Origin of the sequence: Streptomyces sp. VNUA24 (assembly GCF_029167005.1) — a bacterium.
Lineage (GTDB): Bacteria > Actinomycetota > Actinomycetes > Streptomycetales > Streptomycetaceae > Streptomyces > Streptomyces scabiei.
Genome location: NZ_CP119143.1, coordinates 6,775,325 through 6,801,557, shown reverse-complemented (window position 1 = coordinate 6,801,557; position 26,233 = coordinate 6,775,325). Strand labels below are relative to the sequence as shown.

23 protein-coding genes and 1 pseudogene are annotated in these 26,233 nt (G+C 73.2%); 11 read left to right on the top strand and 13 right to left on the bottom strand.

The features are described from left to right. Positions 1–35: 35 nt before the first annotated feature. Both purE and PYR72_RS29150 read right to left on the bottom strand, forming a co-directional pair. On the bottom strand, positions 36–560 hold the full coding sequence (gene purE, locus PYR72_RS29155) for a 5-(carboxyamino)imidazole ribonucleotide mutase (RefSeq protein WP_275458043.1): 525 nt from the start codon (positions 558–560) through the stop codon (positions 36–38). Beyond that, positions 557–1,696: a 5-(carboxyamino)imidazole ribonucleotide synthase gene (locus PYR72_RS29150; protein ID WP_013003093.1), complete on the bottom strand. Its 1,140-nt coding sequence runs from the start codon at positions 1,694–1,696 to the stop codon at positions 557–559. The genes purE and PYR72_RS29150 overlap by 4 nt, the downstream gene beginning before the upstream one ends. Positions 1,697–1,960: 264 nt before the next feature. Here PYR72_RS29150 and PYR72_RS29145 point away from each other — a divergent pair, with 264 nt between their 5' ends. After that, positions 1,961–2,503: a GtrA family protein gene (locus PYR72_RS29145; protein WP_275458042.1), complete on the top strand. Its 543-nt coding sequence runs from the start codon at positions 1,961–1,963 to the stop codon at positions 2,501–2,503. Positions 2,504–2,557: 54 nt separating this feature from the next. Here the strand turns inward: PYR72_RS29145 and PYR72_RS29140 are convergent, their stop codons facing one another. Then, complete coding sequence (locus tag PYR72_RS29140; RefSeq protein WP_275458041.1) at positions 2,558–3,826, bottom strand: ATP-binding protein; 1,269 nt, start codon at positions 3,824–3,826, stop codon at positions 2,558–2,560. 383 nt (positions 3,827–4,209) lie between these two features. Next, positions 4,210–4,887 carry a response regulator transcription factor gene (locus PYR72_RS29135; RefSeq protein ID WP_037726315.1) on the bottom strand — a complete coding sequence of 226 codons (678 nt, stop codon included), beginning with the start codon at positions 4,885–4,887 and terminating at the stop codon, positions 4,210–4,212. Between the two features lie 659 nt (positions 4,888–5,546). Here PYR72_RS29135 and PYR72_RS29130 point away from each other — a divergent pair. Then, positions 5,547–7,091, top strand: a complete 1,545-nt coding sequence (locus PYR72_RS29130; protein WP_275458040.1) for an oligopeptide:H+ symporter — start codon at positions 5,547–5,549, stop codon at positions 7,089–7,091. A 110-nt stretch (positions 7,092–7,201) separates the two neighbouring features. On the opposite strand, the gene PYR72_RS29125 is transcribed toward PYR72_RS29130, so the two are convergent. From PYR72_RS29125 to PYR72_RS29110, 4 genes are all read right to left on the bottom strand, one after another. Next, entirely contained in the window at positions 7,202–8,347 is a 1,146-nt protein-coding gene (locus PYR72_RS29125) for a hypothetical protein (RefSeq protein WP_275458039.1), read from the bottom strand. Positions 8,348–8,360: 13 nt separating this feature from the next. Then, the gene (locus PYR72_RS29120; protein WP_275458038.1) at positions 8,361–9,074 is read right to left on the bottom strand and encodes a peptidase; all 714 of its coding nucleotides are present in this window, start codon (positions 9,072–9,074) and stop codon (positions 8,361–8,363) included. A 636-nt stretch (positions 9,075–9,710) separates the two neighbouring features. Beyond that, complete coding sequence (locus tag PYR72_RS29115) at positions 9,711–10,226, bottom strand: ATP-binding protein (RefSeq protein ID WP_059079867.1); 516 nt, start codon at positions 10,224–10,226, stop codon at positions 9,711–9,713. A gap of 474 nt (positions 10,227–10,700) precedes the next feature. Beyond that, positions 10,701–11,069 carry an STAS domain-containing protein gene (locus PYR72_RS29110; RefSeq protein WP_013003084.1) on the bottom strand — a complete coding sequence of 123 codons (369 nt, stop codon included), beginning with the start codon at positions 11,067–11,069 and terminating at the stop codon, positions 10,701–10,703. Between the two features lie 234 nt (positions 11,070–11,303). Here PYR72_RS29110 and PYR72_RS29105 point away from each other — a divergent pair, with 234 nt between their 5' ends. The 3 genes and pseudogenes from PYR72_RS29105 to PYR72_RS29095 all read left to right on the top strand — a co-directional run bounded on the left by PYR72_RS29105 (position 11,304) and on the right by PYR72_RS29095 (position 14,641). After that, the gene (locus tag PYR72_RS29105; protein WP_275458037.1) at positions 11,304–12,218 is read left to right on the top strand and encodes an RNA polymerase sigma factor SigF; all 915 of its coding nucleotides are present in this window, start codon (positions 11,304–11,306) and stop codon (positions 12,216–12,218) included. 188 nt (positions 12,219–12,406) lie between these two features. Continuing rightward, positions 12,407–13,324 (top strand): annotated as a pseudogene (locus PYR72_RS29100) (hypothetical protein); the annotation flags it as partial. Positions 13,325–13,894: 570 nt separating this feature from the next. After that, entirely contained in the window at positions 13,895–14,641 is a 747-nt protein-coding gene (locus PYR72_RS29095) for a ricin-type beta-trefoil lectin domain protein (protein WP_275460551.1), read from the top strand. A 60-nt stretch (positions 14,642–14,701) separates the two neighbouring features. Here the strand turns inward: PYR72_RS29095 and hutI are convergent, their stop codons facing one another. The 4 genes from hutI to hutU form a co-directional block, all read right to left on the bottom strand. After that, on the bottom strand, positions 14,702–15,997 hold the full coding sequence (gene hutI, locus PYR72_RS29090) for an imidazolonepropionase (protein ID WP_275458036.1): 1,296 nt from the start codon (positions 15,995–15,997) through the stop codon (positions 14,702–14,704). Further along, complete coding sequence (locus PYR72_RS29085; RefSeq protein ID WP_275458035.1) at positions 15,994–17,334, bottom strand: formimidoylglutamate deiminase; 1,341 nt, start codon at positions 17,332–17,334, stop codon at positions 15,994–15,996. Before PYR72_RS29085 ends, hutI begins: the two co-directional genes overlap by 4 nt. Further along, the gene (locus tag PYR72_RS29080) at positions 17,331–18,536 is read right to left on the bottom strand and encodes an allantoate amidohydrolase (protein ID WP_275460550.1); all 1,206 of its coding nucleotides are present in this window, start codon (positions 18,534–18,536) and stop codon (positions 17,331–17,333) included. Before PYR72_RS29080 ends, PYR72_RS29085 begins: the two co-directional genes overlap by 4 nt. Before the next feature lie 104 nt (positions 18,537–18,640). After that, positions 18,641–20,305 (bottom strand): urocanate hydratase, encoded by a 1,665-nt coding sequence (gene hutU / locus PYR72_RS29075; protein WP_275458034.1) that lies wholly within the window; start codon positions 20,303–20,305, stop codon positions 18,641–18,643. A gap of 156 nt (positions 20,306–20,461) precedes the next feature. Between hutU and PYR72_RS29070 the strand changes: the two genes are divergently transcribed. The 6 genes from PYR72_RS29070 (at position 20,462) to PYR72_RS29045 (ending at position 25,593) form a co-directional block, all read left to right on the top strand. After that, complete coding sequence (locus PYR72_RS29070; RefSeq protein WP_275458033.1) at positions 20,462–21,883, top strand: diaminopimelate decarboxylase; 1,422 nt, start codon at positions 20,462–20,464, stop codon at positions 21,881–21,883. 365 nt (positions 21,884–22,248) lie between these two features. Next, entirely contained in the window at positions 22,249–22,647 is a 399-nt protein-coding gene (locus tag PYR72_RS29065) for a hypothetical protein (RefSeq protein ID WP_013003076.1), read from the top strand. Beyond that, positions 22,644–23,693, top strand: a complete 1,050-nt coding sequence (locus PYR72_RS29060) for a hypothetical protein (protein WP_275458032.1) — start codon at positions 22,644–22,646, stop codon at positions 23,691–23,693. The genes PYR72_RS29065 and PYR72_RS29060 overlap by 4 nt, the downstream gene beginning before the upstream one ends. A 37-nt stretch (positions 23,694–23,730) precedes the next feature. After that, positions 23,731–24,333, top strand: coding sequence for a roadblock/LC7 domain-containing protein (locus tag PYR72_RS29055; RefSeq protein ID WP_275458031.1), 603 nt, complete (start codon positions 23,731–23,733; stop codon positions 24,331–24,333). 16 nt (positions 24,334–24,349) lie between these two features. Continuing rightward, positions 24,350–24,724, top strand: a complete 375-nt coding sequence (locus PYR72_RS29050; protein ID WP_013003073.1) for a hypothetical protein — start codon at positions 24,350–24,352, stop codon at positions 24,722–24,724. A gap of 161 nt (positions 24,725–24,885) precedes the next feature. Continuing rightward, positions 24,886–25,593 (top strand): lipoprotein, encoded by a 708-nt coding sequence (locus PYR72_RS29045; protein WP_275458030.1) that lies wholly within the window; start codon positions 24,886–24,888, stop codon positions 25,591–25,593. A gap of 13 nt (positions 25,594–25,606) precedes the next feature. Here PYR72_RS29045 and PYR72_RS29040 read toward each other — a convergent pair whose 3' ends face one another. Continuing rightward, positions 25,607–26,173, bottom strand: coding sequence for a hypothetical protein (locus PYR72_RS29040; RefSeq protein ID WP_275458029.1), 567 nt, complete (start codon positions 26,171–26,173; stop codon positions 25,607–25,609). Between the last annotated feature and the right edge of the window lie 60 nt (positions 26,174–26,233).

Sequence of the window (26,233 nt, the reverse complement as noted above, 5' to 3'; positions counted from 1 at the left end):
CATCTCCCCCGTGATCCCCGTCATGTCCGTGCCGCCTACTTCCCGAAGCCGAAGCCGTTGCCCGCTCCCTCGGCCTTGGCGCGCAGCCGCTTGCCCTTCTCGGTCGCCTGGTCGTTCAGCTCCTGCTGGAACTCCCGCATCCGGCCGAGGAGTTCCTCGTCCTGCGTGGCCAGGATGCGGGCGGCCAGCAGACCGGCGTTACGGGCCCCGGCGACGGAGACCGTGGCGACGGGCACCCCGGCCGGCATCTGCACGATCGACAGCAGGGAGTCCATGCCGTCGAGGTACTTCAGCGGCACGGGCACGCCGATGACCGGCAGCGGGGTCACGGACGCGAGCATGCCGGGCAGATGGGCGGCGCCGCCCGCGCCCGCGATGATCACCTTGATGCCCCGGCCCGCGGCGTCCTCGCCGTAGGTGATCATCTCGCGCGGCATCCGGTGCGCGGAGACGACGTCCACCTCGTACGCGATCTCGAACTCGGCGAGGGCCTGCGCGGCGGCCTCCATGACGGGCCAGTCGGAGTCCGACCCCATGACGATGCCTACGACCGGGCTCATTCTGTGATCGTGCCTCTCAGGTATCCGGCGGCGTGACGGGCGCGCTCCAGCACGTCGTCGAGGTCGTCGCCGTAGGTGTTGACGTGACCGACCTTACGGCCGGGCTTCACGTCCTTGCCGTACATGTGGATCTTGAGCTTGGGGTCGCGGGCCATGCAGTGCAGGTACGCGGAGTACATGTCGGGGTAGTCGCCGCCCAGGACGTTGACCATGACGGTCCACCTCGCGCGCGGGCGCGGGTCGCCCAGCGGCAGGTCGAGGACGGCCCGTACGTGGTTGGCGAACTGCGAGGTGATCGCGCCGTCCTGGCTCCAGTGGCCGGAGTTGTGGGGGCGCATGGCCAGCTCGTTGACGAGGACGCGTCCGTCGCGGGTCTGGAACAGCTCGACGGCGAGGTGACCGACGACGTCCAGCTCCTTGGCGATGCGCAGGGCCATCTCCTCGGCCCCCAGGGCGAGCGCCTCGTCCAGGTCGGGGGCCGGCGCGATGACGGTGTCACAGACGCCGTTCACCTGCCGCGACTCCACGACCGGGTAGGCGACGGCCTGGCCGTGCGGCGACCGTACGACGTTGGCGGCCAGCTCCCGGACGAAGTCGACCTTCTCCTCCGCGAGGACCGGGACCCCGGCGCGGAACGGCTCGGCGGCGTCCTCGACGGAGCGGACGACCCAGACGCCCTTGCCGTCGTAGCCGCCGCGGACCGTCTTGAGGATGACCGGAAATCCCTCACCCTCGGCGGCGAACGCGGCCACGTCGTCGGGGTCCGCGACGATGCGGTGCCGTGGACAGGGCACGCCGATCTCCATGAGCTTCGCCCGCATCACCCCCTTGTCCTGGGCGTGCTGGAGCGCCTCCGGACCGGGGCGCACGGGGATGCCGTCCGCCTCCAGAGCCCGTAGGTGCTCGGTGGGTACGTGTTCGTGATCGAAGGTGATCACGTCGCAGCCCTGCGCGAACGCACGCAGCGTGTCGAGGTCGCGGTAGTCGCCGATGACGACATCACCGACGACCTGCGCCGCGGAATCCTGAGGGGTGTCACTGAGGAGCTTGAACCTGATGCCGAGCGGGATGCCCGCCTCGTGTGTCATACGAGCGAGCTGCCCCCCGCCGACCATGCCGACTACCGGGAACGTCACGCCCCCAGGGTATCGGCCACGGAATCGGCCACTCCCGGGTGCCCTTTCTCCCCGCCCGATTCCGCCCCGGAGCGCCCCGGGACGGCCCCGGGACCTCCCCCGTGTCCCGGCTGTGAGCTTCCGCACAGGCATTGCCCAGGAGGGCTGGTTAGCATGGCGGAACCAGTGGATTTTCGACCGAAGATCAACTCATTTCGGACGGGGCAGCGACCGGCCGACCACCGGCACGACACCGACCGGACCGAGCGACGGGGGCCGCACACGATGGGACATACCAGCTCGGGGCCTGATCCACGGCCCCACGGCGCCCTGCGCCGCCGGATCGACCTGCTCGTACGCGAGGTCGTCAAGTTCGGCGCGGTGGGCGGTGTGGGGCTGCTGGTCAACCTCGCGGTGTTCAACCTCGTACGGCACACCACCGAGCTGCAGGTCGTGCGGGCCAGCGTCATAGCCACGGTCGTCGCGATCGCGTGCAACTACGTCGGCTTCCGCTACTTCACGTACCGGGACCGCGACAAGAGCGGCCGGACGAAGGAGATGTCGCTGTTCCTGCTGTTCAGCGTGGTCGGACTGGTGATCGAGAACGGGGTGCTCTACACGGCCACGTACGGATTCGACTGGGACAGCCCGCTGCAGTCCAACGTCTTCAAGTTCCTCGGCATCGGCGTCGCGACGCTGTTCCGGTTCTGGTCGTACCGCACCTGGGTGTTCCGGGCGCTCCCGGCACGTGAGGCCGTGGCGAGCGCGGAGTCGTTCCTCGAAGCGGAGCCCGTCCACCCGCCGGCGGTCACGGGCAAGCGGCGCTGAGGGGTCACGCGGTCACGCGCGGGCACCCCTGAAAGTCACCGGACGGGCCGGGCGTCACCGGACGGGCCGTTCGTCGCCGGACGGGGTGCGTACCGGCGTCCGCGACAGGAAGAGCCCGAACACCGGCGGCTGTGCCTGCAGCATCTCCAGGCGCCCTCCGTCGGCCTCCGCGAGGTCGCGCGCCACGGCCAGCCCGATGCCCGTCGAGTTGCGTCCGCTGATGGCGCGCTCGAAGATCCGCGCCCCGAGGTCGGCGGGCACCCCGGGCCCCTCGTCGGTGACCTCGATCACCGCCTGGTTCCCGATGACGCGGGTGCGCAGGGCCACCGTGCCGCCGCCGTGCATGAGCGAGTTCTCGATCAGCGCGGCCAGCACCTGGGCGACCGCGCCCGGCGTGCCCACGGCCTGCAGGTGGCGCTTGCCCGAGCTGACGACGGCCCGCCCGGCGCTGCGGTAGGCCGGCCGCCACTCCTCCAGCTGCTGCTTGATGACCTCGTCCAGCTCGAAGGAGACGGCCGAGCCGTTGCGGGGGTCGCGGGAGTTGGTGAGCAGCCGTTCCACGACGTCCGTGAGGCGCTCGACCTGGGTGAGCGCGATGTGCGCCTCCTCCTTCACCGTGGCGAGGTCGTCGGTGAGGGTGATCTCCTCCAGCCGCATGGACAGCGCGGTCAGCGGCGTGCGCAGTTGGTGGGAGGCGTCCGCCGCGAGGCGCCGCTCGGCGGTCAGCATGCGGCCGATGCGCTCGGCGGAGGCGTCCAGGACGTCCGCGACCCGGTCCAGCTCCGGGACGCCGTACCGCTTGTGCCGGGGGCGCGGGTCGCCCGAGCCGAGCCGTTCGGCGGTCTCGGCGAGGTCGGTGAGCGGTGAGGCGAGGCGGTTGGCCTGGCGTACGGCGAGGAGGACCGCGGCGATCACGGCGAGCAGGGCGACCGCCGCAATGATCAGCAGCGTACGGCCGACCTCGCGGCTGACCGCCGAGCGGGACTCCTCGACGGTGACGGTCTCGTCCTTCTCCCCCCTGGCCTCGTGGCGGATGACGTCGCCGACGGGCTTCTCGCCGATCTCGATGGTGCTCTGGCCGGGGATCTCGATGCGGGCGTAGCGCTGGTCGCCGACCTGGTCCTGGAGGACCTCGGCGGTGATCCGTTCGTCGCCGATGATGCGGCTGTCCACGATGCTCGTCAGCTGGACCGCCTCGGACTCCACCCGCTCCTGGGCGCTGTTGCTGATCGTGCGGGTCTCCACGATGACGAGGGAGACCCCGAAGACGGCGATGACGACGAGGACGACGGCGAGGGTGGACTGGATGAGACGGCGGCGCACGCTTGCCCTCCGAACGGGGCGGGGTGTTCTGGGACCTCGGGGCGGAGTGTTCCGGGACCCGGGACGGAGTGTTCTGGGGACCTTCGATTGTGCGGCACCCGGGGCGCACCGCCGGGCCGGGAGCGGGCAGCTGCCCGTGGGGGGCCTGCGCGGTCGGGGGTGACCGTGGTGGGGGTCCCGCGCGGTCGAGGGCGACCGCGCGGGGCCTTCCCGTCAGGGGTGGACGTCACCCGTGGCCGGCTTCCCCGGGCACCTGCCGCGGCCGCCCACCCCCGTACCGCCGCGGCAGGTGCCCGGGGAAGCGCGCGGCCGGCCACGACCCACCGCGGCCGACACACGGCACACTCCCCCGGCCCGCGGGGCGCCCGGCCCCACCGGCCCGCTCAGTTCTTCTCGAACCGGAACCCGACGCCCCGCACGGTCGCGATGTACCGCGGATTCGCCGCGTCGTCGCCCAGCTTCTTGCGCAGCCAGGAGATGTGCATGTCGAGGGTCTTGGTCGACGACCACCAGGTCGTGTCCCAGACCTCCCGCATCAGCTGGTCCCGGGTGACGACCCGGCCCGCGTCGCGCACGAGCACCCGCAGCAGGTCGAACTCCTTGGCCGTGAGCTGCAGCTCCTCGTCACCCATCCACGCCCGGTGCGACTCGACGTCGATCCGCACCCCGTGGGTGGCGGGCGGCTGCGCCGGCTCCGCGGCGCCGCGCCGGAGCAGCGCCCGGACCCGGGCCAGCAGCTCGGCGAGCCGGAAGGGCTTGGTGACGTAGTCGTCGGCGCCCGCGTCGAGGCCCACGACGGTGTCCACCTCGTCGGCGCGCGCGGTCAGGATGAGGATCGGCACGGTGTGCCCCTCGGCACGCAGCCTGCGGGCCACCTCCAGGCCGTCCATGCCGGGCAGCCCCAGATCCAGGACGACCAGGTCGATGCCACCTTGCATGCCGGCGTCCAGCGCGGTGGGACCGTCCTCGCGGACCTCCACCTCGTACCCTTCCCGGCGCAGTGCGCGAGCCAACGGCTCCGAGATGGACGCGTCGTCCTCGGCGAGCAGTACACGGGTCATGGGGTGATGGTAGTCCGACGAGAACCGCAGGTGGAGGGTGATCGGCAAGCGGGATTCACACCTTGTCCGAGGGTTCTCTCACCTTCCCCGCGCATGATCCACTGCGGCGGGCGATTCGTCCCGCCGCCCGTGAAGATCCACACCGTCATGTGACGTCATGTGGAGAAGGCGGCGCGAAGTGGTGCGGATCGCGCGCGGGCCCCGTGGGCACGGCGCTCCGGCGGCACCCGGCGCCTCTCCATCACCTGCGTCTGCACATCCCGAACCCAAGTGGGACCTTCGAATGCACGCCCATGGTTGCGTTCTTACCTGTGATCCGGCTCTCAAGCTCTTCCTTTTCGCGCGTCCTTCTGACGTATGGTGACGGAACGCCTGTAGCGACACGAGGGGACCTTCGGCGGCATATCCGCGCGGAAGGTCTCTTTCCTGTGCGTAAGGACAGGTACGCAATGACCTGTGGCCGGGCCCCGGACACGCGGGACGCGACGATGCGTCAACGCGCGTAGAGGGGTGTGGATCCCGGTGGTCGCCGTCCGCCGTCCCGTGATCCGGGGCGGAACCCCGTGTGGCGGGGCGGACGTGCCGGCCGTCCGGTGCCGGCCGCCCCACCACCGGGCGCGCGCCCCCACGTGCGCCGTCCCGATCTGCAAGGAACGACCATGGCGTCCAGCCTGACGAAGGACCCGGCCGGCCGGGGAACCCCCGGCACCGAGCCCACCTTCTTCGGCCACCCCCGCGGACTGGCCACTCTCTTCATGACCGAGATGTGGGAGCGGTTCTCCTACTACGGCATGAAGGCCCTCCTCACCGTCTACCTGCTCTCCGGCGGCCCCGACGCCGGCAAGGGGAGCATGGGCGGCGGCCTGGCCATGGACCTGGCCACCACCACCACGATCGTCGCCGTCTACTCGGCGATGGTGTACCTGCTCGCGATGCCCGGCGGCTGGCTCGGCGACCGTGTCTGGGGCCCGCGCAGAACGGTGGCGATCGCCGCCGTCACCATCATGTCCGGCCACCTGGTGCTGGCCCTGCCGGGCGGTCAGGCACCGTTCTTCGCCGGCCTGGCACTGGTCGCGGCCGGTTCCGGTCTGCTGAAGGCCAACATCTCCACGATGGTGGGCCACCTCTACGACGGCCCCGGCGACCCGCGGCGCGACGGCGGCTTCACGATCTTCTACATGGGCATCAACGCGGGTGCCTTCTTCGCCCCGCTGGCCATCGGCACCGTCGGCCAGGAGGTCAACTGGCACCTCGGCTTCGGTCTGGCGGCGGTCGGCATGGCCATCGGTCTGGCCGTCTTCCTCGCCGGCAGCCGGACCCTGAGCCCGACCAGCGACATCGTCCCCAAGCCGCTGGCGGCCGAGGAGCGCGCCGCCTGGCTGCGCAAGGGCCTGCTGTGGCTGGCCGTCGCGGCCGTCTTCTACGGCGCCGTGGGTCTCAGCGGCCACTTCACCCTGAACTGGGCGATGATCCCGCTGACCGTCATCGGTCTCGTCGTCCCGGCGGGCGTGCTGCTGCGCATCAAGCGGGACAAGGAGCTGACCACCGCCGAGCAGTCCAAGATGACCGGCTACATCTGGTTCTTCGTCGCCGCCGCCGTGTTCTGGATGATCTACGACCAGGGCGCCTCCACGGTCCAGGCCTTCGGCTCGAACGACCAGAAGGTGGCCGGCTCGCTGCTCGGCTTCGAGTTCCCGACCTCCTGGTACCAGTCGCTGAACCCGCTGTTCATCATGGCCCTCGCCCCGGTGTTCGCGTGGCTGTGGCTGTGGCTCAACCGTCAGGGGCGGGAGCCCAGCACGGCCGTGAAGTTCGCGATGGCCCTGGTGCTCATCGGTGTCTCGTTCTTCTTCTTCCTGATCCCGCTGGGCATGGCGGCGAACGGCACCCTGGCCAGCCCGATGTGGCTGGTGGGCATCTACTTCATCCAGACCGTCGGCGAGCTGTGCCTGTCCCCGGTCGGCCTGTCGGTCACGACGAAGATGGCCCCGGCCAAGTACGCCAGCCAGATGATGGGCGTGTGGTTCCTCGCGGTCACCGCGGGCGACTCGATCACCGGTCTGCTCTCCAACCCGGCCGTCGGCGGCTTCGACCTCAGCGGGACCGGCATGGTCGCCGTCGAGGCCACCCTCGCGGTCCTCGCCGGTTTCGCGATCTACATGTACCGCAAGAAGGTCAGGGCCCTCACGGGCGACGTCAACTGACCTCCGGCTCCGGCCGGTCACGGACAGGGCCGCCGTGCCTGCGGGTACGGCGGCCCTGTCCCGTGCCGCGCTCCCGGGGTCACGCGCGTACGTACGTCCGTCCGTCCGTCTCAGGCGGGCGGGTCGGTCACGGTGGTGTCGCGGCGGGTGTCGGGGGTGAACCACGGCAGGTCCGGGTCCGGGTCCGGGTCCGGGCCTGGGCCCGGGACCGTACGGACGGGGGACGGCGTACGGGGGTGTGCGTGAGCCGCGTTCGAGGGGCGTGGCCGGGGCACCCACGCCGGCAGGCGCCGGCCTCGCCCCCGCCCCTCGGGCGCCGTGCGCGCCGGGCGCACCCGGTCCACCACGGCCATGCCCGTCCGGAACAGCACCGCCGGGACGACGAGGCAGAGCATCAGCCAGAAGAGGGTGACGCCCCAGGGACGGCCCACGGTCCACGGCCGTTCGGCGAGGACCTTCCCGCCGTACGTGAGGGAGACGGTGTAGTCGCCGTGGGCCCCGGCCGCGAGGTCCACGGGCAGCGTGATCCGTGCCCTGCCCCCGGGCCGGATCGTTCCGCGCCAGCGCTGTTCCTCCCAGCGCGGGGCGAACACGCCGTGGGAGGTGCCGACCTGGAAGACGGGGTTCCTGACCGGCGAGGTGCCGACGTTGCCGACGGTGAGGACGAGTTCGCGGGCGGGGGGTGCGCCGAACCAGGTCAACAGCCCGTCGGAGCCCGTCAGGCGAGCGTCCGTCAGCAGCGAGAGCCGGCCGCCCGCGGCCTCCCTCGGCAACGGTTCGACCGAGTGCCCGGCGACCTGGAAGGCCGCGTCGGCCGCCGCGTCGGGGCCCGTGATGGTGGAGACGTGCACGACGCAGGGGCAGGGCACCGGGGGCTCGGACACCGGCAGTTCCCGGCGGAAGCCGCCCTTGCCGTCGGCGGTGACGGCCCGCCCGTCGGCGTTGGCACAGGAGTCGGTGCCGCCGGGCACCCCCCGCGAGGGCGTGGCCCGGCCGCAGATGAGCACCATCAGGATCGCCTTCGGCCGCCAGCCGGCGCCGGTCACGGTGACCGAACCGCCGGTTCCGGCCTGCGCCTTGGACAGCTTCACGGTCGGCCTGTCCGCGGCCAGCGCGCTGCCGCCGTCGAGGGGCACCGCCAGGAGGGCCACGACGAGGACGAGCACCCCGGTGAGCGCCGCGGTGAACGCCGAGGCGCGCGGGATGGGGTGCCGTGTCGTCGGGTGGGCCGCCGGGCCCGGCCGCCTTCTGCTCACGTTCCGGCTCCCGTCAGCGACGTACCGCCTGGTTCCTGCGGGTCACCCACAGGGCTCCCGCCGCGCCCGCGAGCAGGACCGTCCCGCCGAGCGTGCCGAGCGCGACCGCCGAGTCCAGGGGCCCGGTCCGCGGAAGCTCACCGCCCGAACCGCCGGTGCCGCCCGTGGCGGAGCCGCCCGTACCGCCCCCGCCGGCGGCCTTGACGTCGAGGGTGAGCGAGGGACCTGGATCGTTCCCCGGTGTGCAGGTGGTCACCGTGCCGAGGGCCTTGATGGTGAGGACACCCGCGGTGAACTCGACCTTGCCGGTCTTCTTCGGGGTGTACGTACCGCTCAGGTCATTGATCTTGATCGGCGTGTTGGGCGGGATCGCCTCCTGGTTCGCCGGCCCGGTCACCGTGAGCGTCCCGCTGTCGGCCCCGCCCAGCTCGATCGTGGCGCTCGGCGTCATCGCGCCCTTGCCCAGCTCCACCGGGCTGGACGACACACCCTTCTGCCACGACATCGTGATCTTGTAACCGTCGCCGCTCTCGACGCCCTTGATGTCGATCGGCGACACCGCGGACTTGTCCCCGATCGGCGTCTTGCAGTTGTACTCGACGTCCACGACCTCGGCATGGGCCACCGGGGCGGCCATCAGCACCGCCGTTCCGGCCAGGGCCGCGAGGGACGCGAGCGCGGCGGTTCGTTTCTGGTACGTCCGGTACGACACCTCGGCACCCCACATTTCTGACGGAACATCAGATCGGCGGCTCAAGGTACGCCGGGGCCCGTGGAGAAGGAAGACACACGCAGGTGTCGGATGAGTGTCGATGCCCCGGGGCGACTGCCCGGGGCGCGGGATGCGAGGGCTCGGGATGCGGGGGCTCGGGGTGCGGCGGGGGGTGTGGTGCGGCGGGAGTTCGGGGCGCACGGGCGAGGAGCGCGTCGGAGGAGCGCGTCGGAGGGGTGCGAGCTGTGCGGTGCGCGGCGACGAGTGCGCGGGCGGCCCGCCGTGGCGCACGGCGCGGCTCGACGGCCGCGGCGGCCGCCCGGTCCTCCATGGCTATGGGCCGGACCCGCGGTCAGCGGTCCACGCCGACCGGTCCTCCATGGCTACGGGCCGGACCCGCGGTCAGCGGTCCACGCCGACCGCCTCGCACTCCGCGACCACGGGCGCGGCCCCACCGCGCCGGTCCAGCGCCCATCGCCGGACCATCGGCCCGGCCACCGGAGGCCCGGAGCACTCGGCCGCGGTGCAGGCCCGACGACCCCGGGGAGGCCCACGGCCCACACCATGCCGACGCCCTCGCCCGGAGGGCCACGACTCGGGGCGCCGCGCATCGGCCCCCGGCAACCCGCCGGAGGCGACCCGCCGTCCCGGTCAGGCCGGCGCCCCCAGCTCCGCCCACACCGTCTTCCCGGACGCGCCGGGCTCCCGTACGACCCCCCAGTCCAGACACAGCCGCTGCACGATGAACATGCCGTGTCCGCCCGGGCGGCCCGCCCGGTGCGGGGTCCGGGGGGCCGGATTCCCCGTCCCCCGGTCGGACACCTCGATCCGCAGCACCTTGTTGTCGCACCCGATCCGCAGCTCGGCGGGGCCCTCGGCGTGCAGGCACGCGTTGGTCACCAGCTCGGAGACCACCAGCAGGACGTCCTCCGCAGCCGCCCGCTGGTCCGCGGTCGCGGCCGGCAGCCAGCCCCACTCGTACAGCGCCTGGCGGGTGAAGTCGCGGGCGAGCGGTACCACGCCGCTCTCGCCCTCGAAGCTGAGCCGACGGGACCGACGCCCCGTGGCGGGGACCACGGGCGGGTCTCCCCCGGGCGCTCCGGAAGCGCCGCCGGCACCCGGTTCCGGGCCGCGGTCGCCCGGCGAGAAGGGCCGGGTGGTGCTCATCAGCGCTTCACCTCACCGATTCACCAGTACACGATTCAGGACTCATCAAGGATGCGGGACGCCGGCCCGCGGCACATGCTGTCTTCTGATGTCACCCATTGCGCCATCCGTACTCCCCGTCACACTTCACCGAACTTCCGAGTCACCGCCGAGCCGTCGTCGGGTCGCCGCCGCACCGCCGCCGAGCAGCCGCGGAGCCGCCCGCGGACCCGCGCCGTACGCCCCGTCGCCCGTCCACACCCCGCCACCGGGCCCCCGGACGGCCGGCCCGCTCGCCGGCACGTTCAGCATGTCTCCTGCCCGAGCGAACCGTCAGAACACCCATGTTTTCGGCACAGAACCCGGGACGCGAACAATCAGCCGGTCGGGAGGGGATGCCGGGGGCCCTTTCGCGGGCCGGGCGGCAGGCCCGACGGCCGCGGCGGCCGGACCGACATCGCCCTCGCGCGAGGGCCGCGGCCGACGGACGCGGGCCTAGTCCCCCAGGGCCGCGTCGAGGGTGTCGTGGACGGTGAACACCGCGTCCGCCCCGGTGATCTCGAAGACCCGCGCCACCGCCGGGAGCATGCCCGCCAGATGGACTCCGCCGCCCGCCGACTCCGCCTTGAGCCGCACGCCCAGCAGGACGTTCAGCCCGGTGGAGTCGCAGAACTCCAGCAGCGAGCAGTCCACCACCAGACGTGTGAAGCCCTTTTCCAGGCAGCTCTCGAGTGGCTCGCGCAACAGATCGGCGGTGTGGTGATCCAGCTCACCCGCCGGCGTCACCACGGCGCTGGAGCCCTCTTCCCGCACCTCGACCCGTAGCCGGCCCGACTGTGCGCTGCCGACCGTCCCACGGTCCATGCCGTCTCTCTCCCGACCGTCGTGACTGCTGACTCGCCCTCGAACACTACGCCTTCTCCACACTCTCCGACACCCGAACAATCCCCCGAAAAGGGACATTTCAGTGCAGCACGCACTTGCGACGACGTCCGGAAAGCAGGTAGGGCTAGTAGTGCACCAAACGACACGGCCGGCTTTGGAGGCGCCGCACACCGCAGTGCACGTACAGGCATCGGCGGCCATATGCCGAGAACGATGGAGGACATCATGTCACCCCGGCTCGACGCATCGCATACCCAGAGGGCGACGTCGGCATCCGCCCCGGAAGAGACGCAGGACGACCTCGCCCACGATCCGGGCGACGGACTCGCCGACCTGCCGGAGATCCCCCCGTACGACGAGGTGGGACCGGTGGACGCGCGGGCGCTGTCCAAGACCCTGTTCGAGCGGCTGGAGTCCCTTGAGGAAGGCACGTACGACTACTCGTACGTCCGCAACACGCTGGTCGAACTCAACCTGGCTCTGGTCAAGTTCGCCGCCTCCCGGTTCCGCTCGCGCAGCGAGCCCATGGAGGACATCATCCAGGTCGGCACGATCGGCCTGATCAAGGCGATCGACCGCTTCGAACTGAGCCGGGGCGTCGAGTTCCCCACGTTCGCGATGCCCACCATCGTCGGTGAGATCAAGCGTTTCTTCCGCGACACCAGCTGGTCCGTACGCGTACCGCGCAGGCTGCAGGAACTCCGGCTCGACCTGGCCAAGGCCGGTGACGAGCTGGCCCAGAAGCTCGACCGCGCCCCCACGGTCGGCGAGCTGGCGGAGCGCCTGGGGCTGACCAACGACGAGGTCGTCGAGGGCATGGCGGCCTCCAACGCGTACACCGCCTCGTCCCTGGACGCCCAGCCGGAGGAGGACGACTCCGAGGGCGCGCTGGCCGACCGGATCGGCTACGAGGACCACGGGCTCGAAGGCATCGAGTACGTCGAGTCCCTGAAGCCGCTGATCGCCGGACTGCCGCAGCGCGACCGCCAGATCCTCTCCCTGCGGTTCGTGGCCAACATGACGCAGTCCGAGATCGGGGACGAACTGGGCATCTCCCAGATGCACGTCTCCCGGCTGCTGTCCCGCACGCTGGTACGGCTGCGCAAGGGGCTGACGCTGGAGGAGTGAGCGGCCGGGCGCGCCGCGGGCCTCCGGTGACGGCGGCGACGGCGGTCACCGCGACCGTGACAGAAGGCGGCCGGGTGCGGCAGGAGTTGCGACACTCCTCGCGTACCCGGCCGAACCGTTTCCGGCCTGCCGATCTCTCACCCCCTTACCGCAAGAAACCCCTTCCCTCCGGTTCACCTTCCGTCACTATGGTCACGCGCCAGAGTGTTCGGTGTTCCAGAAGCCGACTGGCGGTCACGGGGGTGCGAGGAGGCACGAGGATGACTCGGGCTAGGGACGAGCGCTCCGGCGACGACGACAGCCACGAGAAACGGCAGGACACCGGTACGCCGGGCGCACGCCCCGACGACGGGTCCGAGCACCAGCACGCGGACGCGTCGGACGCGCGGCTCACCGCGCTGTTGCGCGCCGACTCGCCGATCGCGTACACGGCCCTGCGCGAACTGCGTGAGCGCCACCACCCGTCGGTCCTCGCCTACGCCCGGCTGTGTGCCGCGAGCGAGTCCTCGGCCCTGGAGCTGGCGACGCAGGCGTTCACGACCGCCACCCGGGAGACGGCACGCGGCACCGAGGCGGCCGTGCCCTGGCGCCACCAACTGCTCCTGCTGACCGTCCGCGTGGCCGCCACCTGGACCACCGACGAACACGCCACCGGTCTCGCGCCCGCCCTGCGCCCGGTGCTGGCCGCGGCGGGCCCCGAGGGCCCCGTCCCGCCCCTGCTCGCGGCGTTCCAGCTGCTGCCGCCCCGGCCCCAGGGACTCATCTGGTACGGCCTCGTGGAGCAGGAGCCGGACGAGCGCACGGCCGTGCTGCTCGGCCTCACCCCCGACGACGTGGCGTACCGGCGGGAGTCCGCGCTCCAGCCCCTGCGCCAGGCATGCCTCCGCGTGCGTCTCGCCGCCTCGGACGACCCGCGTTGCCAGGACTTCCGCCGGCTGATCGAGGAGTCCGTACGACCGGACTCCCCTCGCCACAGCACCGATCTGCACGCCCACATGGCGTACTGCCCCTACTGCGCCGGCGCCTACGAGGAGCTGTGCGCCCTGCGCGACAGCCCGCGCGCGACGCTGGCGGAGGGGCTGCTGCCCTGGGGCGGTACGGCGTACACGCGCGGCGCGCGGGGCGCGCGCGGCGCGGGCGCGGAGGACTTCGCGGGCCCGGAGGCCCAGGGGTGGGAGGAGGCGGCCCGGACGCCCGGGGCGGGCGCCAGAGCGGGCGGGTGGGCCGAGGCCGCCGCCGCGACCGCCGCGGCGGCGGAGGCGTGGGCGGAGTCGGGCCTGGGCGGCGGCCCCGGCAGGGGCGCCGCGCCCGGGGCCGGCGCGGAGGGGGCGTCGGCCCCGGGTTCGGGTACGGCGGCCGATTCGGGGTCCGGCGCTGGCAGCGGCTCCGGGTCTGGCCGGGGCAGTGGCTCCGGCGCTCGCTCGGGGCCCGGTACTGCCGCTGCCGCTGCCTCCGGCTTGGGGCAGGAGTCCGGCACCTCTTCCGCTTCTGCTTCCGGATTCCCCTCCGGTGGCTCCGATTTCGGCTCCGATGTCGGCTCCGACTTCACCTCCGACTTCACCTCCGGCGGCGGGGAGCGTTCCGTCGGCGGGGCGGCGACGGCCGCCGCCGGGGCCTGGGCGGCGGGACCGCCCACGGAGCCCCTGGCCCCGCTCGGGGCCGAGGCGCCGGACGGGGTGACGCGGGCCAAGTGGTCACGGTCCCGCCGGATCGCGCTGACCTCGGTGGCCCTCGGGGTGGCGCTGGCGCCGCTGCTGGCGTTCCTGGTCTTCTCGGGGTCGGTCGGCTCGTCGTCGTCCGACGACGCGGCCGGTTCCGGTGGTACGCCCTCGGTGCCGCCGTCGGAGTCGACGAACCCCGGCGTCCCGCCGAGCCCGACGCCGTCCCCGACCCCCTCGGAGACCGCCGGCCCCTCGAAGCCCCCGCGGAAGGAGAAGCCGACGCGCAGCCCGAGCCCGCGTCCGTCCGACACGGGCTCGCCGACGCCGTCGTCGCCGTACGGAGGGCCGCTGAGCGGTGCCTACACGCAGGTGGTGAACGTCGCCTCGGGGCTGTGCCTGGACATCCGGGGCCCGTTGGCGAAGGGCACCGACGTCGTCACGGCGACCTGCTCCTCGCGCGCCACCCAGCGCTGGCGGCTCGACTCCGGGCGCTCCGTCCTCCAGTCGTTCGCCGATCCCGACCTGTGCCTGGACAGCCGTGGGTCGATCGACGACGGTGTGGGCGTCTGGGAGTGCGACTCGCTCGACGGGGAGAACGGCGACAACCTCAGGTTCGAGGTCGACTCCCGGGGGGCGATCCGCCCGGCGATCGCGGGGCGGTTCGCCGTGACGCCGGACGCGCTCGGTTCCGTCGGCTTCGCCTTGGCGTCGGGGCGCGAGGGGCAGCGCTGGAAGGCGGGGGCCGGACCGGCCTCTTCCTGAGACAGGTCCGGACCGGCCCCTTCACGGGACCGGTCCGAACCGCCTGCGGGCCGGGGCCGGTCAGACCACGCGGACACCCCTGCGCCACACGCCCGTGACCAGGGGCACACCCGGCCGGTAGGCGAGGTGGACATGGCTGGGCGCGTCCAGCAGCGCGAGATCGGCGTACGCGCCCGGCGTGAGCCGGCCGACGTCGTCGCGGCGGAGCGCCCGCGCGCCCCCCGCCGTGGCCGCCCAGACCGCCTCGTCCGGTGTCATTCCCATGTCCCGTACGGCGAGCGCGACGCAGAAGGGGACGGACGAGGTGAACGACGACCCCGGGTTGCAGTCCGTGGAGAGGGCGACGGTGACACCCGCGTCGAGAAGGCGGCGGGCGTCGGGCCACTCGGCGCGGGTGGAGAACTCGGCGCCGGGCAGGAGCGTGGCGACCGTACTGCCGCTCGCGAGGGCGTCCACGTCGGCGTCGGTGAGGTGGGTGCAGTGGTCCGCGCTCGCCGCGTCCAGTTCGACGGCGAGCCGGACCCCGGGGCCGTAGGAGAGCTGGTTGGCGTGGATGCGCGGGTGCAGGCCCTTCGCCTTGCCCGCCGTGAGGATCGCGCGGGCCTGGTCGCCGTCGAAGGCGCCCTTCTCGCAGAAGACGTCGATCCAACGGGCGTGCGGGGCGCAGGCGTCGAGCATCTCGCCGGTGACGAGCGCGACGTAGGCGGCGGGGTCCTCGGCGTGGTCGGGGGAGACGATGTGGGCGCCGAGGTACGTCACCTCGTCCGTGTGCCGCGCGGCGATGCGCAGGGCCCGCGCCTCGTCGTGGACGGTCAGGCCGTAGCCCGACTTGGTCTCGAAGGTGGTCGTGCCCTGGCGGAGGGCCTCGCGGAGGTAACGGGTGAGGTTGGCCTCCAGTTCCTCGTCGGTGGCGGCGCGGGTGGCGGCGACGGTCGTGCGGATGCCGCCCGCGCTGTAGGCCCGGCCGGACATGCGGGCGTTGAACTCGGCGGTCCGGTCGCCCGCGAAGACGAGGTGGGAGTGGGAGTCCACGAAGCCCGGGATCACCGCCCGTCCACCGGCGTCGACCCGATTGTCAGTGGCGGGTGCTTTGCTCTGATCACCGGTCCACGCGATGCGGTCGCCGTCGATGACGACGGCCGCGTCCTGGATCAGTCCGAGGGGGGAACCGTCGCCGAGAGAGGGGTCGTTGGTGACCAGGGCAGCGATGTTGGTGATGAGCGTGCTGGCGGTGCTCGCCGAGTGGGCGGGGCTGTCGGTCGTCGGGCTGCTCATGGCGTCCTTGGTTGCCTGGTCGGCGGTCGGTTCGGGTTCTGGATCGGGGAGCCGGCCCGGGGGCGGGCCGGCCGGGGTCATCCGCGCAGTGCTGCGACGGCGTCCGCGAGGGCTTTCGGCACATCCGGTACGAGGGTGTGCGCCCCGTCCCGTACGACGTGCCGACCTCCCACCACCGTGTGCGACACGTCCGCTGCCGACGCGGCGAATACCGCGGTCTCCGCGCCGAGCCGTGGCAGCGGCCCCGCTGTCCTGACCGAGTCGAGCGCGATCGTCGTGAAGTCGGCGAGCGCGCCCGTCTCCAGGGTGCCGGCGTCGTCCCAGCCGATCGCCGCGTGGCCGTCGGCCGAGGCCGCCCGCAGGAGGGCCGCCGCCGTCCAGTGACCGCGCGTACGGGTGCGCAGGCGCTCGTTCAGCTCCATCGCGCGCGCCTCTTCGAGCAGGTCGACGACGGCGTGGCTGTCGGAGCCGAGAGAGAGCGGGGAGCCTGCCCGTTGCAGGGCGACGGCCGGGCCGATGCCGTCCGCGAGGTCCCGTTCGGTCGTGGGGCACATACAGGTGCCGGTGCCACTGCCGCCGATGAGGGCGATGTCCTCGTCGGTGAGGTGGGTGTTGTGGACGCCCGTCGTGCGGGGGCCCAGCACACCGTGGTCGGCGAGGAGCTGGGCGGGGGTGCGGCCGTGCGCCGCGTGGCAGGCGTCGTTCTCCGCCGTCTGCTCCGACAGGTGCACGTGCAGCGGGGCCCGCCGCTCCTCGGCCCAGCGCGCCACGGTCGCCAGCTGCCCGGCCGGCACGGCCCGTACGGAGTGCACGGCCGCACCGATCCGCGCGTGATCCCGGTCCTTGAGAACAGAACAGCGTTCCGCCCAGGCTTCCGCCGTGCTGTCGGAGAAGCGGAGCTGGTGCTGGTCGGGTGCCTTGCCGAAGCCGGCGGAGAGGTAGGCCGTGTCGAGGAGGGTGATCCGGATGCCCGCCTCGGCCGCGGCCTCGACGAGGGCCTCGCCCATGGCGTTCGGGTCGGCGTACGGGGTGCCGCCGGGGGCGTGGTGCACGTAGTGGAACTCGCCCACCGCCGTGATCCCGGCCAGCGCCATCTCCGCGTACACGGCCCGCGCGAGGGCGTGATAGGTGTCCGGGGTCAGCCGGTCCGCGACCCGGTACATGACCTCGCGCCAGGTCCAGAAGGTGCCCGAGCCGACCTGCACGGTGCCGCGCAGGGCCCGGTGGAAGGCGTGGCTGTGGGCGTTGGCAAGGCCCGGCAGGGTGAGCCCGCGCAGGACGGCCGCGCCCGGGGGCGGGGCGGTCGTGCCGGTGCGCACGGCACCGACGCGGCCCTCGGTGGTCACCGTGAGGGTCACGCCCGGCTCGACGTGCGTGCCGAGCCAGGCGTGTTCGAGCCAGTAGGTCGTCTCCGTCACCTGCGGGCCAGCCCTTCCAGTACGTCGGCGAGCGCGGTCACCCCGGCCAGGCAGTCGTCCTCGGCGGCGTGTTCGGCCGGGGAGTGCGAGACACCCGTCGGGTTGCGCACGAACAGCATGGCGGTCGGGACGGTCCCGGAGAGGATCCCGGCGTCGTGTCCGGCACCGGTGCCGAGGACCGGCACCTTCAGGTCGGCCGTGTCCCGGCCCAGGATGCGGGCGATCTCGTCGCGCAGCGCGTGCTCGAACTCGACCACGGGTGTGAAGGACTCCCGGACGACGTCCAGCTCGATCCCGTGCTCCTGGGCGTAGTCGCGGGCCGCCTCCTCGATCGCGCCGACGACCGTGTCCAGCGTCGCCTGGTCCTCGGCGCGGGAGTCGAGCCAGCCGCGTACGAGGGAGGGGATGGCGTTGACCCCGTTCGGTTCGACGGAGATCTTGCCGAAGGTGGCGACGGCACCGGCCAACCGGGCCTCGCGGCGGGCGGCGAGCACGGTCTCCGCGTACGACAGCATGGGGTCCCGGCGGTCGACGAGCCGTGTCGTGCCGGCGTGGTTGGCCTCGCCGCGGAAGTCGAACCGCCAGCGCCCGTGCGGCCAGATCGCGCTGGCGATCCCGACGGCGTCCCCGGACAGGTCCAGGGCCCGCCCCTGCTCGACGTGGAGTTCGACGAAGGCGCCGATGCGCGCGAGGCGTTCGGGATCGGCGCCGATGGCCTCCGGGTCGTATCCGGCGGCCTCCATCGCCCGGGGGAGGGTGACGCCGTCGCCGTCGGTGAGCCGTCCCGCCTGCTCGGCGGTCAGCTGCCCGGTGGCCAGCCGGGAGCCCACGCAGGCCAGTCCGAAGCGGGCGCCCTCCTCGTCACCGAAGTTGACGATGGCGAGCGGCTTGTCGAACCGGGCACCCCGGGCGCGCAGTTCGTCGAGCGCGGCGAAGGAGGAGACCACGCCGAGGGGGCCGTCGAAGGCCCCGCCGTCGGGCACGGAGTCGAGGTGCGACCCGGTGACCACGGCGTCCCCGGCGGTGGGGTCGCCGAGCCAGGCCCACTGGTTGCCGTTCCGGTCCACCTCGTGGTGCAGGCCCCGGTCCCGGGCCTGCTCCTCGAACCAGGCCCGGCAGTCGGCGTCGGCGGCGGTCCAGGCGAACCGGCGGTAGCCGCCGGAGCCGGGATGCCGGCCGAGGGGCAGCAGGTCGCGCCACATCGCGTGGAAGGAGGCACCGCCGGTGACGGGGCGGGGGGCACGTGCGTGCGCACCCGCCTCCGCGCTGCCGTCGCGCCCCTCTTCATGCTCCCCTGCGCGCTGGGTCACGCGTCCTCACCCTCGCGCATCGGCACCCGTACGCCCCGGTCGTCGGCGACGGACTCGGCGATGTCGTAGCCCGCGTCGACGTGCCGGATGACGCCCATGCCGGGGTCGTTGGTCAGCACGCGGCGGATCTTCTCGCCACCCAGCTTCGTGCCGTCGGCGACCGTGACCTGGCCGGCGTGGAGGGAGCGGCCCATGCCCACGCCGCCGCCGTGGTGCAGGGAGACCCAGGACGCCCCGGAGGCCACGTTCACCATCGCGTTCAGCAGCGGCCAGTCGGCGATGGCGTCGGAGCCGTCGAGCATGGCCTCGGTCTCGCGGTAGGGGGAGGCGACGGAGCCGCAGTCCAGGTGGTCGCGGCCGATGGCCAGCGGGGCGGCCAGTTCGCCGCTCGCGACCATGTCGTTGAAGCGCTCGCCGGCCTTGTCCCGCTCGCCGTAGCCGAGCCAGCAGATGCGGGCGGGAAGGCCCTGGAAGTGGACGCGCTCGCCTGCCATCTTGATCCAGCGGTGCAGGGACTCGTTCTCCGGGAACAGGTCGAGGATCGCCTTGTCGGTCTTGGCGATGTCGGCGGGGTCGCCGGAGAGGGCGGCCCAGCGGAAGGGGCCCTTGCCCTCGCAGAACAGGGGCCGGATGTAGGCGGGGACGAAGCCGGGGAAGGCGAACGCCCGGTCGTAGCCGGCGAGCTGGGCCTCGCCGCGGATGGAGTTGCCGTAGTCGAAGACCTCGGCGCCGGCGTCCTGGAAACCGACCATCGCCTCGACGTGCCGGGCCATGGACTCGCGGGCGCGGGTGGTGAAGCCGGCCGGGTCCTTGGCGGCGTAGGAGGCCATGTCGTCGAAGTCGACGCCGACGGGGAGGTACGCCAGGGGGTCGTGGGCCGAGGTCTGGTCGGTGACGATGTCGATGGGGGCGCCCGACGCGAGGAGCCGGGGGAGGAGGTCGGCCGCGTTGCCGAGGACGCCGATCGAGAGCGGGCGGCGGGCGTCGCGGGCCTCGACGGCCAGCTGGAGGGCGTGGTCGAGCGAGTCGGCCCTGACGTCGAGGTAGCGGTGCTCGATGCGGCGGTCGATGGCGCGGGGGTCGCAGTCGACGCAGATCGCGACGCCGTCGTTCATGGTCACCGCGAGGGGCTGGGCGCCGCCCATGCCGCCGAGTCCGGCGGTGAGGGTGATGGTCCCGGCGAGGGTGCCGCCGAACTTCTTGGCAGCGACGGCGGCGAAGGTCTCGTAGGTGCCCTGGAGGATGCCCTGGGTGCCGATGTAGATCCAGGAACCGGCGGTCATCTGGCCGTACATGGTCAGCCCGAGCTGTTCCAGCCGGCGGAACTCCTCCCAGTTGGCCCAGTCGCCGACGAGGTTGGAGTTGGCGATGAGGACCCGGGGCGCCCACTCGTGGGTCTGCATGACACCGACGGGGCGGCCCGACTGGACCAGCATCGTCTCGTCCTGCTTGAGGGTCCGCAGGGTGCGGACCATGGCGTCGAAGGAGCGCCAGTCCCGGGCGGCCTTGCCCGTGCCGCCGTAGACGACGAGCTTGTCGGGGTGCTCGGCGACCTCGGGGTCGAGGTTGTTCTGCAGCATGCGCAGGGCGGCTTCCTGCTGCCAGCCCAGGGTGCTGAGTTCCGTACCGCGCGGCGCTCGAACGGGGCGGGGTCCTGACACGGTCTGCCTCCTGCTCTATACAGCAACTATTCACATCCTGACTTGCTGAATAGAGCTAGTCAATACACCGGTAGGGCCAGCGGCGGCGCGCCACGGGTGTTTGGCTGGACACACTGACCCTATGGGTGCGGACGACGACACGACAGCGGGGGAAGGATGGGAGACGTGACGAACGGGACCGAAGGGGAGCGGCCCGGCGGTCGGCACGACGAGGAGGCGGCCGAGCGCACACTGCGGCTGTACGACACCGACGACGAGCGCGCCGCGCGGCGGGACGAGGCCGTGCGGGCGGCGGTGGAGCAGGGGCTGCTGTCCCCCGGCACCCCGGTCGTGGCCCTCCTCGACGTCAACGGGATCCGGGCCTCGGCGGGCGCGCTGCGCAGGGCCTTCGACGCGGTGACGGCGCCGGGGACGCCCGTGCTGCACGCGTTCGCGGTGAAGGCGACGCCGCTGGTTCCCGTGCTGCGGCTGCTGCGCGAGGCGGGGATCGGCGCCGAGGTCGCCAGTGCCGGGGAGCTGGCCCTCGCTCGGGCGGCCGGGGTGCCGCCGAGGAGCACCGTGCTGGACTCGCCCGCCAAGACCCCGGCCGAGCTGCGGGAGGCGCTGGCGCTGGGCATCGCGGTCAACGCGGACAACCCGCAGGAACTGGACCGGATCGACGCGCTCGTGCGGTCGGCCACCACCCGCTCCCCCGTCGGCATCCGGGTGAACCCGCAGGTCGGCTCCGGCGCGATCGACGCGCTGTCCACGGCGACGGCCACCTCCAAGTTCGGCGTGGCCCTCCGGGACGAGGGAGCCCGGGAGTGGGTCGTCCGGGCGTATCTGGACCGCCCCTGGCTGAGCCGGCTGCACGCGCACAGCGGGTCCCAGGGGATGCCGCTGTCGCTGATGACCCGGGGGATCACCGAGACGTACGAGCTGGCCGAGGAGATCAACCGGCGGATCGGGCGGCGGCAGATCGACACGATCGACATCGGCGGCGGACTGCCGGTGAACTTCGCCTCGGAGGCGGCCACACCGACGTACGAGCAGTACGCGCGGCTGCTCGCGGAGGCGGTGCCGGGGCTGTTCGACGGGCGGTACGGGCTGGTGACCGAGTTCGGCAGGTCGCTGCTGGCCAAGCACGGGGCGATCGTCGCCCGGGTCGAGTACACCAAGAGCGCGGGCGGGCGGGCCATCGCGGTCACGCACGCGGGGGTGCAGGTGGCGACGCGGACGGTGTACGCGCCCGGGTCATGGCCGCTGCGGATCGCCGCGTACGACGCGAAGGGCCGGGTGAAGAACGGGCCGGTGGCGGTGCAGGACGTGGCGGGCCCCGCCTGTTTCGCGGGGGACCTGCTGGCGGAGGGGCGCTCGCTGCCGCTGCTGGAGCCGGGCGACTACGCGGCGGCGCTGGACACCGGCGCGTACTACTTCGCGCACCACTACGCGTACAACTCCCTTCCCCGGCCCGGGATCTACGGATACGCCCCCGGGGACGGCCGGACGCGGTTCGCGGTGGTGCGGCAGGCGCAGACCGTGGAGCAGATCGTGGCCGAGGCGGGAGGAGCGGAGAGGTCGGGGCTGCTGGGGCTCTGACCCGCGCCGCCGGGCGTGGCCGACGGCCCGATGTCGCCCGCGCCCCGGGTCGGCGAGGAGCGCCCGGACGTGCCGAAGGGCTCCCGGCCCAGGAATGCGCACCACACGCGCGCCCCTCGCGCCCCCCAGAATGAGGGACACCCGGCGCCCCGCCCGCCCCCGGTATGCGACCCGGCCGCATAGCCGCACCTCAGCGCGTCGGCGGACCGCCCGGCACCCAACAGCGGCGAAAAGCAGGCAAGTCGACCTACCTTAGTCACCTCTCCGCATGTTCCGCCGGAAAATGCCAGATCGCTCACTCCCCACGCACACGTTGCGTAGCGTCTGCGTCACTCAGCCGAACCGCAGGCAGGAGGGGAGCCACGGTGCCCGGAATCGACGAGTGTCTGGTGGAGGCCATGAGGCTGCCCGGTGCCCTGGGCGCCGCGGTGGTCGACTGGACCAGCGGGCTGGCCCTGGGCACCGTCGGGGAGGCACCCGGCGGTGACCACGAGACGACCGCCGCGGAGGCGGCGGAGCTGGCACGGCTGGCGGCGGAGCACCGGGCGTTCGCACCGGAGGAGGGCTCGGACTGGTCCGGCGCGGATCTGCCGGTCGAGGACCTGATCGTCAGCAACCGGGACACGTACCACGTGCTGCGGTTCGTGCGGACGACCTTCGACAGCAGTGTGTTCCTGCACCTGTGGCTGACCCGTTCGGACGGCAACCTCGCGCTGGCCCGGATCCGGCTCGGCGAGATGGCGGGACGGCTGGTGCTGGCATGAGCGTGATCACCACACCGGCGCCCCCGCTGCCCGTGCGCGGCGAACACTTCCGGCAGGCCGTCTCCCCGATGCTGAGCCGGCTCGCCGCCGAGCGGGCCACCGGCGTACTGCTGCGCGAGAGCGGCTCGCTGTACCTGTCCGAGGGGGAGGTCGTGCATGCCGAGAGCCCCCGTTCCCCGGGCCTCGACGTGCTGCTCGCCACCGGGGGCGTCCTGGACCGCGACGGCTGGCGGGAGGCGGTCGACACGGCCGGGGCCGGGCTGCGGGTCGGGCGGTTCCTCGTGGACAGCGGCCGGGTCGCGCGGGGCGCTCTCGAACTGTGCCACGCGGGGGCGCTGTTCGACGCGGCGTACTTCGTGCTCGGCCCGAGCAGCGCCCCGGCCAGCTTCCGTTACGGGGCCGCGCACTGGCTGGGGCCGATCCGTCCGGTGCCGGTGGCCGCCGTGGCGCGCGAGGCCCGGCGCCGCCGCGACCTGCTGCACCGCATCTGGCCCGACGCCGAGACGGACGACGCGCCGCTGGCCAGGGCCGCCGACCGGGGCGTGCCCCCGGTCCCGGCCCGCCAGGGAGCCGTGCTCGGCCAGGTGAACGGTCTGCGCACGGCCGCCGAGATCTCCCTCACCCTGGGCCGCCCGGCCTTCCACACCCTGGTGGACGTACGGAGGCTGGCGGCCGCGGGGCTGATATCCGCGACCCGGCACACCCCGGTGGGAACCCCACCGGCGCCGGCCGGCCCGGACCACCACTCCCGGGCCCCCCACCCCGAGCACTCCCCCGCCCCGCACCCGGGCCACACCGAGACGTCACCCGATCCGGGCCGCCTCGCCCCACCGGCGGCCCTCACCCCACCGGCCGCTCCGGGCCGGCACGCGGCCACCGGCCCCACGACGGCCGGACCCACGACCACCGGACCGGCCGGATCCGCGATCGCCGGACCCGCGGCCACCGCCGCGGCCCCGTCCCTCGTCCCACCTTGGCCCCTCACCACCACAGACCCCGACGTGGCTCTACTGCAAAGGCTCAGGGATGCGCTGGAGGCCCTTTGAGCGGCAGCGGGAGCGTCCCGCCGAGAGGAGACTGCTCATGGCCGCGGAGGCCGAAGTCCTCGACGAACTGCACCGGTTGAGGGCCCGTGTACCCCAACTGACCGGCGCGCTCGCGGCCAGTGTGGACGGGCTCGTGCTCGCCCACGACACCCCCGGCGTCGAACCGGAGGGCCTCGCGGCACTCACCGCCGCCGCGCTCGGCGTCGCCGTACGGATGACGGACACCGCCGGCCGGGGCGAGCTGCGCGAACTGCTGCTGCGCGGCGACGACGGCTATGTGGCCACGTACGCGGCGGGCTCCTCCGCGGTGCTGACCCTGCTGGCCCAGGACCGGGTCAACGTGGGCCGGCTGCACCTGGAGGGCCGCCGGGCCGGCGGCCGGATAGGCGAGCTGATGGACGCCCGGCCGCGGCCGGACGACTCCGCGGCCGCCGAGACCAGGCCGGTCACCAGGAACCCGGCCCGAGCGGTGGCGAGGACCACGAGCACGGCCACGAGCACGGCCTCGGCCACCGCCGCGTCCCCGGCACCGGCCAAGGCCACGGTCAGGTCGACCATGCCCCGCCGCACCCCCCGCGCCCTCCCCTCGCGCACCACCCCCCGAACCACTCCCAACGCACCTACCACCAGTGAAAGCTGAAAGGACACCGCACACCATGGCCAACACCGAGACCACGTTGAAAGAGGCCCTCGCGTCCATCGAGGGCGCGACCGGCGCCGCCCTGGTCGACTACACCAGCGGCATGGCACTGGGCACGATCGGCGGCAGCAAGGGGTTCGACCTCAACGTCGCCGCCGCCGGGAACACCGACGTCGTCCGAGCCAAGCTGCGCACCATGGAACACCTCGGCCTCAAGGGCGAGATCGAGGACATCCTGATCACCCTGTCCGACGCCTACCACCTGATCCGCCTGCTCACCGGCCGCGGCGGCAACGGCCTCTTCCTCTATCTGGTGCTCGACGCCAAGCGGGCCAACCTGGCCATGGCGAGGCACCAGTTGAAGCGGATCGAGGCGGAGCTGGAGGTCTGACCCGACCGACACCAGGGCTCCGGCGGCGCACCCCACCAGGGGAGCGCCGCCGAGCACGTTCCCGGCACCTCCGACCTCGGCCCCGCCCGCACACTCGTGCGAACGACACCCCTCCCGCTCCGCTACCGTGTCCGCCCTGGGACCAGGAGAAGAGGACGACGGTGGGGACAGTGGTACGGGGGACGGTGCCGGCGCTGCTGGCGCTGCTGGCCGGGGTGCTGACGGGGTGCGCGGAGCCGGCGGAGGGCGGCGAAGGAAAGCCGTCGGCGAGCGCGGGCAGGCCGGCGGAGGAGCGGTCCGGGTCGGGGTCGTCGCAGGAGACCGTCAGGAGCGGCGGCAGCGTGGGGGCGGCCGGTTCCGCCTGCGCACTGCCGGTCACCTTCGAGACCGCCGAGAAGTGGCGGCCCCAGGCCGTCGAGACCGGGGCGCCCGGCGGCGGGAGCGGTTCCGAGGAGGAGGAGCTGGCCGCCGAACTGGCCGAAGGGCTGCTGCACCAGGGCCCGTTCACCGCCGCGTGCGAGATCGACGCCAAGCCGGCCGGGAACATCGGCTTCCTCCGCGTGTGGACCGGCGAGGCCGGTGCGAAGGGCGGGGAGGCGAAGGCCCTGCTCAAGAAGTTCGTGGCGGCGGAGGGCGGCACCAGCGAGGCCGAGTACCACGCGTTCCGCTCGGACTCCGGTGTCTCCGGCGCCGAGGTCGAGTACCTCTACACCAGCGAGGCCCTGGGCGAGACCAAGAAGGAGCGGGCCTTCCTGACGGTCACCCCGAAGGGGCCCGTCGTCGTCCATCTCGGCGGCCTCGACACCGAGGAACACGAGGAGATGCTCCCGGCGTACGAGCTGGCCAGGCGGACCCTGAGCACCATCTGAGAGGGCGCGCGGCCTACCGCCGGCCGCCCCCGGGCGCCGCGTCGCCCGCGCCGAGCCCGGTGACCCGGTACGCGTCCACCCGCTTACCGGCAGGCCCGCCGCCCCGCGCGGACAGCCGGTCCACGGGGACCCAGTAGAGCAGGCCGGCGGCGTGTTCGCGGCGGCCCAGCCAGGCCGCCCTGAGACGCAGGCCGGCGCCGACTCCGGCGAGCAGCAGACCGCCCGCCGCGGGCAGCGCGAGGGACGAGCCCAGGGCGAGCAGGAAAGCGAGCAGCAGCCACCAGCGGTGCCCCCGGCGCCAGTTGCGCAGGGTCACGGCACGGTCCTGGAGGACGTCGTGCTTGCCGGCGCGCACGGCCGCGCGCTCCGGCGCGAGGTACCGGCCGCGCCGGGCCCACGCCACCGCTGCGGCGGCGAGGAGGAACAGGGCCGCCCCGGCCAGCACACCGATCCGCCGCCCGGTCAGGCCCGGCGGCACCGCGCCGGCCCCCGCCGCGACCACTCCCAGCCACCACGTCGGCCCGGCCCCGGCCCGCATCACGACGGCCACCCGAGCGAGCCCCTGCCCTCCGCGCGCCACACCTGTCCCCTTCCCGTCCCGCTTCGGACGTCGTCACGACGGTCGCGGGCACGGTATCCG